This window comes from Nocardioides sp. B129/18 (assembly GCF_055282735.1).
Map to the genome: position 1 here is coordinate 30,877 of NZ_JBUZJI010000029.1, position 8,568 is coordinate 39,444.

Annotated in this window: 9 protein-coding genes; 5 read left to right on the forward strand and 4 right to left on the reverse strand. The window is 73.7% G+C overall.

Annotation, left to right across the window (positions count from 1 at the left end):
- Positions 1–156: 156 nt before the first annotated feature.
- Together ACZDWJ_RS17065 and ACZDWJ_RS17070 are read left to right on the forward strand one after the other, a co-directional pair.
- Complete coding sequence (locus ACZDWJ_RS17065) at positions 157–1,335, forward strand: LCP family protein (protein ID WP_463522887.1); 1,179 nt, start codon at positions 157–159, stop codon at positions 1,333–1,335.
- Positions 1,332–1,541 carry a hypothetical protein gene (locus ACZDWJ_RS17070; RefSeq protein ID WP_463522889.1) on the forward strand — a complete coding sequence of 70 codons (210 nt, stop codon included), beginning with the start codon at positions 1,332–1,334 and terminating at the stop codon, positions 1,539–1,541. The genes ACZDWJ_RS17065 and ACZDWJ_RS17070 overlap by 4 nt, the downstream gene beginning before the upstream one ends.
- A gap of 88 nt (positions 1,542–1,629) precedes the next feature.
- Here ACZDWJ_RS17070 and ACZDWJ_RS17075 read toward each other — a convergent pair whose 3' ends face one another.
- From ACZDWJ_RS17075 to ACZDWJ_RS17085, 3 genes are all read right to left on the reverse strand, one after another.
- On the reverse strand, positions 1,630–1,992 hold the full coding sequence (locus ACZDWJ_RS17075) for a large conductance mechanosensitive channel protein MscL (RefSeq protein WP_463522891.1): 363 nt from the start codon (positions 1,990–1,992) through the stop codon (positions 1,630–1,632).
- Between the two features lie 66 nt (positions 1,993–2,058).
- Complete coding sequence (locus tag ACZDWJ_RS17080) at positions 2,059–2,700, reverse strand: SAF domain-containing protein (RefSeq protein ID WP_463522893.1); 642 nt, start codon at positions 2,698–2,700, stop codon at positions 2,059–2,061.
- Between the two features lie 61 nt (positions 2,701–2,761).
- Positions 2,762–3,121 (reverse strand): FmdB family zinc ribbon protein, encoded by a 360-nt coding sequence (locus ACZDWJ_RS17085; protein WP_463522895.1) that lies wholly within the window; start codon positions 3,119–3,121, stop codon positions 2,762–2,764.
- A gap of 119 nt (positions 3,122–3,240) precedes the next feature.
- On the opposite strand from ACZDWJ_RS17085, the gene ACZDWJ_RS17090 reads away from it, so the two are divergent.
- Entirely contained in the window at positions 3,241–5,955 is a 2,715-nt protein-coding gene (locus ACZDWJ_RS17090; RefSeq protein ID WP_463522897.1) for a penicillin acylase family protein, read from the forward strand.
- Here the strand turns inward: ACZDWJ_RS17090 and ACZDWJ_RS17095 are convergent.
- Entirely contained in the window at positions 5,924–6,571 is a 648-nt protein-coding gene (locus ACZDWJ_RS17095; protein ID WP_463522899.1) for a 5-formyltetrahydrofolate cyclo-ligase, read from the reverse strand. The genes ACZDWJ_RS17090 and ACZDWJ_RS17095 overlap by 32 nt on opposite strands.
- Positions 6,572–6,594: 23 nt before the next feature.
- Between ACZDWJ_RS17095 and ACZDWJ_RS17100 the strand changes: the two genes are divergently transcribed.
- Both ACZDWJ_RS17100 and ACZDWJ_RS17105 read left to right on the forward strand, forming a co-directional pair.
- Positions 6,595–7,977: a UTP--glucose-1-phosphate uridylyltransferase gene (locus ACZDWJ_RS17100; RefSeq protein ID WP_463522901.1), complete on the forward strand. Its 1,383-nt coding sequence runs from the start codon at positions 6,595–6,597 to the stop codon at positions 7,975–7,977.
- Positions 7,970–8,568, forward strand: a 599-nt coding sequence (locus ACZDWJ_RS17105) for a molybdopterin molybdotransferase MoeA (protein ID WP_463522903.1), incomplete at its 3' end; no start/stop codon positions are given. The genes ACZDWJ_RS17100 and ACZDWJ_RS17105, both read left to right, overlap by 8 nt.

An 8,568-nucleotide genomic window follows, 5' to 3' on the forward strand; every position in this document is an offset into this window, starting at 1 on the left:
TCCGGCCGCGCCGAGCCTAGCCGCAGCGGTCGGCTCCAGGCGTCGCCGGGGCGTCGGTCCGGGCATGTGGCGAGATCATCCGTGAGGGTCGGACGTGACGCAGAGCACCCGGGCCGTTTTGGCCTCGCGCGGTGCGCCTCCGCACAATGGTCGGCGATGAGCCACTACGACGACGTCCCGCTGACGCCGCTGCCCCCGCGCAAGGGCAAGCGGAAGGCGAAGCGTCGACGCCGTCACTCGGTGGGCTTCGGCATCCTCGTCACCCTGGTCGCGCTCGCGCTGGTCACCGGCCTCGGCACCGCGTACGTCTACCGCGACCTCAACGACAATCTCAACGTCGTCGACATCAACAGCCAGATCGTCGGCAAGCGCCCCGACAAGGTGAAGGTCGAGGGGCCGAAGGAGCCGCTGAACATCCTCGTGATGGGCTCGGACTCCCGCGACGGCGCCGGCAACGACATCGACAAGCAGGTCGGCGGCGGCGAGCGCTCGGACACCACGATCCTGCTGCACGTCTCGGCCGACCGGAAGCGCGCGTACGGCATCTCGATCCCGCGCGACTCGATGGTCGATCGTCCCGCCTGCCGCAACAAGCAGCGCGAGATCGTCCCCGCGCAGGACTATGTGATGTGGAACGAGGCGTTCTCGGTCGGCGGGCCCGCCTGCACCGTCCAGCAGTTCGAGAGCCTCACGGGCATCCGCCTCGACCACTTCGTGGTCGTCGACTTCCGCGGCTTCCGCGGCATGGTCGACGCCATCGGGGGCGTGCAGGTCTGCATCCCGCAGGTCATCGACGACCGACGCCGCGGCATCTACTTCGACGCCGGCACCCAGACCCTCAAGGGCGAGCAGGCGCTCGACTACGTCCGCGAGCGGCACGCCGTCGGCAACGGCTCGGACACCGGGCGCATGAAGCGCCAGCAGGCGTTCATCGCCTCGATGGCCCACCAGGTGCTCTCCGCGGGCACGCTGAGCCGCCCCGACCGGGTGCTCGGCTTCCTGCGCGCGGCCACCAAGTCGCTCACCCTCGACAGCGGCCTGGGCAACCTGGTGAAGATCTCCCAGCTCGGCTCGCAGCTCTCGGGCATCTCGATGAGCGACGTCTCGTTCATCACCATCCCGAACGCCCCGGACCCCCAGGACCCCAACCGCCTGGTCTGGACCGACGACGCCCCCGCCGTGTGGGCCCGCCTCAAGGCCGATCAGCCGCTGCCGAGCAAGGCCTCCGCCGACGCCATCAGCGCCGCCGACGCGCCCGGCTCGTCGAGCTCGGACAAGCCCAAGCGCTCCTCGGCGGCCACCCAGTCGCTGCGCGACGCCGGCCTGTGCACGTGAGCCCGGCCCAGGACGGCTCCCAGAAGGACGGGGCGCCGGCGAATCGTCCCGAGACCCCCGAGCAGCGACGCCGACGCCTGGCGGCGATCTTCGGCGACACCGAGCCGGCCACCACCTCCGACGAGCGCGACCCCGGCGAGGCGCCGGCCCACGACTCCGACGCTTGGCTGCGCGAGCAGGTGCCGCCGCACCACGGCCCCATCTGATCCGAGCCGCCGCCGGGGCAGGCCCCGGACGCGCGCGACCCCGCCCGGCAGGAGCCGGACGGGGTCGGAGCGGATGCGAGGGAGCGGGTCAGAGGTGCTTGCCCTCCTGCTGCTCGGCGGCCAGCAGGTCGCGGATCTCGCGGAGCAGCTGGATGTCCTCGGGGGTGCCGGGAGGCGCGCTCGGGAAGTAGCGCTCCTTGACCTTGGTGTAGGGCACGACGATGAAGAAGTAGACGACCGCCGCGAGGATCACGAACGAGATCAGCGCGTTGAGGAAGAAGCCGAGGTCGCCGGACTTGGCGCCCTTGAAGGTCTCCTCCGTCGCCGGGATCTTGGCCGTCAGCCAGGCCGTGAACGCCGTGACCACCGTGCCGAAGGCCGTGCCGATGATGACCGCGACCGCGAGGTCGACGAGATTGCCGCGCAGGATGAAGTTCTTGAATCCGCTCATGCGGGGAGCTCCTTGGGGTGGTGGCCGAGAGGGCGGCGCAGCCGCCCGTGCGGGACGCCCCGCACGCTAGCGAGCCCAGGCCCAGCTGAGGAAGAGGCGCACGGCGGCGTCGGTCACCTCCGCGACCTCGCCCGCGGCCACCTCCAGCACCACCGGGCGCCCCGGCTCGTCGGCCGGGCCCGACGCCGACAGCGGCGGCAGCGCCAGGACGACGACGTCCGAGGCCACCGTGCGGGCGCCGCCGCCGCGGGCGTCGGTGGCCAGGAGGTCGATGCGCTCACCGGCCCGCAGCAGGCCGGCCAGGCCGGCATCGGGCAGGCGGACGGCGAGGGCGACGCGGCCGGGCGCGGCGCGGGCGTCGTCGTCGAGCAGGCGGGCGGCGGTGAGCGGCTCGCCGGGGCTGAGCCCGGCGGTGACGCGCCGGCCGACGGCGGCGGGCAGCGTCGTGAGCGCGCCCTCGGGCACGGCGTCGTCGGGGTAGCGGGCCAGGCGGAGGTCGCCGGGGCCCAGCACGCCTCCGGTGCCGACGGCGTGGGCCGCCACGACCACCGGCTGTGACGGCGCCGCCGGCGGCTGCACGGCCCGCAGGGAGAGCGCGGCGGCCGCGGCCAGGAGCACGACGCCGATCAGGCGCCGGCGGGCGCGCAGCACGCGGCGCAGCCGGCGCGAGCCGGCGACGGCGGACGGGAAGGCCTGCTCGAGCGACATGGCCCCGACGCTAGGCGTCGCGGCCGGGCGCCGGGATCGTCCTCCACAGGCCCCGTCGGGGTCAGGACGCGGCGGCGCTGCTGCTCGAGGAGCCGGTGCTGCCGGACGAGGTCGAGGTGCTCGAGGTGCTCGAGGTGCTCGACGTGCTGGAGGTGCTGGACGAGCCGGAGTCGCTCGAGGAGGACGACGAGGACGAGGAGGACGTGCCCGACGAGCTGCTGATGCTGCTCGAGGAGGAGGACCCCGAGCGGGAGTCGGTGCGGTAGAAGCCCGAGCCCTTGAACACCACGCCGACGGCGTTGAACACCTTGCGCAGGCGTCCGTGGCACTGCGGGCACTCGGTGAGGGCGTCGTCGGAGAAGCTCTGGAACTGCTCGAAGGCGTGGTCGCACTCGGTGCAGGCGTACTGGTAGGTCGGCATGACGGGCTTCCTCGGAGGTCGCGGTTCTGGCACTCGTGCCTGGCGGCCAGGCTGGCACTCACTCGTGCTGAGTGCCAATTCTAGGACAGGGTGCCCACGGGTGGCACGATGACCGGACCATGGCCGAGCAGAGCGTGCACGACCCCGCCGAGTCCGCCGTCCCCGCGACCCCCGACGGTCCCGGCCGCGCGGCCCGTCTGCGGGCCGGCGTCACCGCCCCGTGGCGGGCGGTGCGGGCCCTGCCCCGGCCGCTGCGCTGGACGGCGTGGACCTCGGCCGTGCTGGTGCTCGTGCTGATCGCGGGGCTGGTGGCCGGCACGGTCGCGGTGCGCCGCGCGTTCCCGCAGACCACCGGCACCATCGAGATCCCCGGCCTGGCCGGACGCGTCGAGGTGATCCGCGACGAGCACGGCATCCCGCAGATCTACGGCGACAGCCTCGACGACCTCGCGATGGCCCAGGGCTACGTCCACGCCCAGGAGCGGTTCTTCGAGATGGACGTGCGCCGGCACGCCACCGCGGGCCGGCTGGCCGAGCTGTTCGGCGAGGCCGGCCTGGACTCCGACAAGGTCGTGCGGACGATGGGCTGGCGCCGCGTCGCGGCCGAGGAGATGGCGCTGATCAAGCCGCGCACCCGGGCCTTCCTCGAGGCCTACGCCCGCGGCGTCAACGCCTACCTGCACACCCACAGCCCGTCCCAGATCTCCCTGGAGTACACGGTGCTGGGCCTCTCCGGCCTCGACTACACGCCCGAGGACTGGACCCCGGTCGACTCCCTGGCCTGGCTCAAGGCGATGGCGTGGGACCTGCGCGGCAACATGAGCGACGAGATCCAGCGCGCCCTGACGGTGCAGGCCGTCGGCGCCCGCCGGGCCGCCACCCTCACGCCGGCCTACGACTACCGGCGCCAGCAGCCGATCGTCGGCCAGGGCGCGGTCGTCGACGGCGTCTTCCAGCAGGACGCCGAGCGCAACACCACCCGCAACCCCACGCGTCCGGCGCCGTCCTTCGACCGCGCCCAGCTGGCCGCGCTGCGCTCGGCGGGGCAGAAGGCCGCCGCGATGCCGGCCTGGCTGGGCCGCGGCGACGGCATCGGCTCCAACAGCTGGGTCGTCGACGGCGAGCACTCGGCCACGGGCGAGCCGCTGCTGGCCAACGACCCCCACCTGGGCGTCAGCATGCCGGGCATCTGGATGCAGATGGGCCTGCACTGCCGCGAGATCACGCCCACCTGCGGCATGGACGTCTCGGGGTTCACCTTCTCCGGGCTGCCGGGCGTGGTGATCGGCCACAACGCCGACATCGCCTGGGGGTTCACCAACCTCGGCCCCGACGTCACCGACCTCTACGTCGAGCGAGTGCGCGGCGAGCAGTACCTCTACGCCGGCCGGATGCGCGACCTCGAGGTCCGCACCGAGACGCTGAAGGTCCGCGGCCAGAAGCCGGTGCGGCTCACCGTCCGCAGCACCCGGCACGGCCCCCTGCTCTCCGACGTCGACGACGACGTGGCCGACGCCGGCCGCGCGTCCCGGCTCTCGCGCGCCGCCCGCGACGGCGAGCACGCCGCCGTCGCGCTGCGCTGGACCGCGCTGGACCCCGCGCCGACGGCCGACGCGATCCTCGACCTCGACCTCGCCACCGACTGGCGCTCCTTCCGCGCCGCGGCGTCGTCGTTCTCGGTGCCCGCGCAGAACCTCGTCTACGCCGACCGGCGCGGCCACATCGGCTACCAGGCGCCCGGCCGCGTCCCGATCCGCCAGTCCGGCAACGACGGCTCGATGCCGGTGGCCGGCTGGCTGCCGGAGAACGACTGGACCCGTCAGGACGTCCCGTTCGACGCGCTGCCCTCGGTGCTCGACCCCGCCGAGGGGTTCGTCGTCACCGCCAACCAGGCCGTCATCGGCCCCGACTACCCCTACCTGCTCACCGGCGACTGGGACCGCGGCTACCGCTCCCAGCGCATCCGCGAGCGCCTCGAGGACGCCTTCGCCGGCGGCGGCACGGTGAGCGTCGACGACATGGCGCGCCTGCAGCTGGAGTCGCGTCAGCCGATCGCCTCCGAGCTGGTGCCCCTGCTGCTGAAGGTGCCGCTGCAGAGCCGCTTCCAGCGCTCGGCGCAGCGCCTGCTCGACGGGTGGGACCTCTCCCAGCCCGCTGACGGCCCGCAGAGCGCGGCCGCCGCGTACTTCAACGCCGTGTGGCGGGCCCTGCTGGCGCGCACCTTCCACGACGAGCTGCCGCAGGAGCTGTGGCCCGACGGCGGTCAGCAGTGGGTGGCCGTCATGACCCGCCTGCTGCGCCACCCCGACGACGCCTGGTGGGACGACGTCACCACCGAGGGCGTCGTCGAGCATCGCGACGACATCCTGCGGGTGGCGATGGTGCAGGCCCGCAACGAGCTCACACGCCTCATCTCCCGCGATGTCGGCGACTGGACGTGGGGCCGCGTGCACCGTCTCGAGCTGGTCAACCCGACCCTGGGGGAGTCCGGGATCAGCGCCGTGGAGCACCTGTTCAACCGCGGCCCGTGGAAGGTCGGCGGCGGCACGTCGGCCGTCGACGCCTCCTCGTGGGACGCCGCCTCCGACGCCCGTCACCCCTACGCCGTCACCACCGCGCCGTCGATGCGGATGGTGGTCTCGCTGGCCGACTGGGACGACTCCCGCTGGATCAACCTCACCGGCGTCTCGGGCCACGCGTTCAGCGCGCACTACGACGACCAGACCGACCTCTACGCCGAGGGCCGCACCCTGCGGTGGGCCTTCAGCCGATCGGCGGTGGACGCCTCCGCGCAGGACCGGCTCAGCCTCGTCCCGGCGGGCGCAGACGGGTGACCCCGGCCGGGCTCACGGCGCCGGTCACCGGGCGGTCGTGCGGCTCGACGGGCACGGCGAGTCCGACCTCGTCGTCGTGCAGCAGCACCCAGGTCGGCGTGCCCACCGGCACCCGGCCCAGCGCGCGGTCGTAGGAGCCGCCGCCGCGTCCGAGCCGCTCGCCGGCCGCGGAGACCGCCAGCCCCGGCACGAGGACGACGTCCGCGGTGGCGATCGCCTCGACGCCCAGCCGCGGGCCGCCGGGCTCGAGCAGCCCCCGACGGGCGGGGGCGAGGTCGTCGTCGGAGCGCAGCACCGCCCAGTCGAGGTCGTCGTCGGGCAGCAGCACCGGCAGCAGCACCCGGACGCCCGCCGCGCGCAGGCGCTCGAGCAGGGGACCGGTGCCGACCTCGGCGCCCATCCCGACGTAGGCGGCCACCGTGGCGGCGCGACGCACCTCCGGCGAGGCCAGCACGTGGGCGGCCACGGCCTGCGCGACCTCGAGCCGCTCACCCAGGGGGCGACGTCGTCGGGCGGTGAGCAGACGGTCGCGCAGAGCGGTCTTCGCGGCCCTGCCGTCCCCAGGCTCGTCCCCGGGCTCGTCCCCGGTGGTGGACCGCGCCTGCCCCTCGCTCACCGGACCAGCCTAGGGTGGGCCCCATGGGCTCCCCTGGGTTGCAGAAGGCGCGCGCCAAGATGCTCGACGCGGGCATCGACGAGGTCGCGGTCGACACGTTCGCGCACTACTACCGGCTGCTCGAGCACGGCGAGACGGGCATGATCCCGGAGTCGACGATCGACCCCGTCGGCATGGAGTCGCTCGCCGACGTCGAGGTGCCTGACGACGTCGCCGCCGCCGCGATCCGCACCACCGCCGTCATCAAGCTCAACGGCGGCCTGGGCACCTCGATGGGCATGGACCGCGCGAAGTCGCTGCTGTGCGTGCGCCGGGGCCTGAGCTTCCTCGACATCATCGCCCGCCAGGTGCTGCACCTGCGCAAGGCCTACGACGCGCCGCTGCCGCTGATCCTCATGAACTCCTTCCGCACCAGCGGCGACACCATGGACGCCCTGGCGCGCTACTCCGACCTGCCGGTCGCGGGCCTGCCGCTGGAGTTCCTGCAGAACAAGGAGCCCAAGCTCCTCGCCGCCGACCTCACGCCGGTCACCTGGTCGCAGGACCCCGAGCTCGAGTGGTGCCCGCCGGGCCACGGCGACCTCTACACCGCGCTGCGTGGCACCGGACTGCTCGACACCCTCCTCGAGGCCGGCTACGAGCGGGTCTTCGTCTCCAACTCCGACAACCTCGGCGCCGTCCCCGACGCCCGGGTGGCCGGCTGGTTCGCCTCCTCGGGCGCGCCGTTCGCGATCGAGGCCGTGCGTCGCACGCCCTCCGACGTCAAGGGCGGCCACTTCGCGCGGCGCAAGAGCGACGGCCGCATCGTGCTGCGCGAGACGGCGCAGACCCTGCCGGAGGACAAGGAGGCGCTGGCCGACCTCACGCGTCACCAGTTCTGCTCCACCAACAACCTCTGGTTCGACCTGCGGGCCATGAAGGACACCCTCGACCAGCGCGACGGCATCCTCGGCCTGCCGCTGATCCGCAACGTCAAGACCGTCGACCCCGGCGACTCCTCCACCCCCGAGGTGATCCAGATCGAGACCGCGATGGGCGCGGCCATCGAGGTCTTCGAGGGCGCCACGCTCATCGAGGTCGGCCGCGACCGCTTCGTGCCGGTGAAGACCACCAACGACCTGCTGGTGCTGCGCTCGGACGTCTACGCCATCGGCGAGGACTTCGTGCTCGACCAGGTGGCCTCCTCGCTGCCGTTCGTCGACCTCGACTCCGCGCACTACAAGCTGGTCGGCGAGTTCGACAAGCGCTTCCCCGAGGGCGCGCCGTCGCTGAAGGACGCCACCTCGCTGCGCGTCCAGGGCGACGTCACCTTCGGCAAGGGCGTGCAGGTGCAGGGCGAGGTGACGCTCTCCGCGGGCGCCGCCACCCGCCTGGAGCCCGGGACGGTCCTGGCCGACGATGCCTGAGGCCACGCCCGACCCGAGCCCGGCGCCGATCAGCGTCGAGGAGCACCTCGCGCGGATCCTCGACGCCGTCACGCCGCTGCCCGCCGTCGAGGTGCCGCTGCTCGACGCCCTCGGCCTCGTGGCCGCCGACACCGTGCACTCCGCGCTCGACCTGCCCTCCTTCGACAACTCCGCCATGGACGGCTACGCCGTGCGCGCCGCCGACCTCGCCGGCGCCACCGCCGAGACGCCCGTCGTGCTGCCGGTGCTCGGTGCGATCGGCGCGGGCAGCGAGCGCACCGCCACCGTCGAGCCCGGCACGGCGGTCAAGATCATGACCGGCGCCCCGATGCCGCCCGGCGCCGACGCCGTCGTCCCCTACGAGTGGACCGACCGCGGCTCCGAGCAGGTGGCGATCACCGAGGTGCCCGAGACCGGCGCGCACGTGCGCGGCGCCGGCGGCGACGTCACCTCCGGCGACCTCCTCCTCGAGCCCGGCACCCGGCTCACCTCCCGCCACCTCGGCCTGCTGGCCGCCGTCGGCCTGCCGACGGTGCGGGTGCACCCGCGGCCGCGCGTCGTGGTGCTCTCCACCGGCGCGGAGCTGCGCGA

Bases quoted from the DNA above. Each gene is read 5' to 3' on its own strand.
- ACZDWJ_RS17065 (WP_463522887.1), top strand. From the start codon at position 157: ATGAGCCACTACGACGACGTCCCGCTGACGCCGCTGCCCCCGCGCAAG.
- ACZDWJ_RS17075 (WP_463522891.1), bottom strand. From the start codon at position 1,992: ATGAGCGGATTCAAGAACTTCATCCTGCGCGGCAATCTCGTCGACCTC.
- ACZDWJ_RS17080 (WP_463522893.1), bottom strand. From the start codon at position 2,700: ATGTCGCTCGAGCAGGCCTTCCCGTCCGCCGTCGCCGGCTCGCGCCGG.
- ACZDWJ_RS17085 (WP_463522895.1), bottom strand. From the start codon at position 3,121: ATGCCGACCTACCAGTACGCCTGCACCGAGTGCGACCACGCCTTCGAG.
- ACZDWJ_RS17090 (WP_463522897.1), top strand. From the start codon at position 3,241: ATGGCCGAGCAGAGCGTGCACGACCCCGCCGAGTCCGCCGTCCCCGCG.
- ACZDWJ_RS17100 (WP_463522901.1), top strand. From the start codon at position 6,595: ATGGGCTCCCCTGGGTTGCAGAAGGCGCGCGCCAAGATGCTCGACGCG.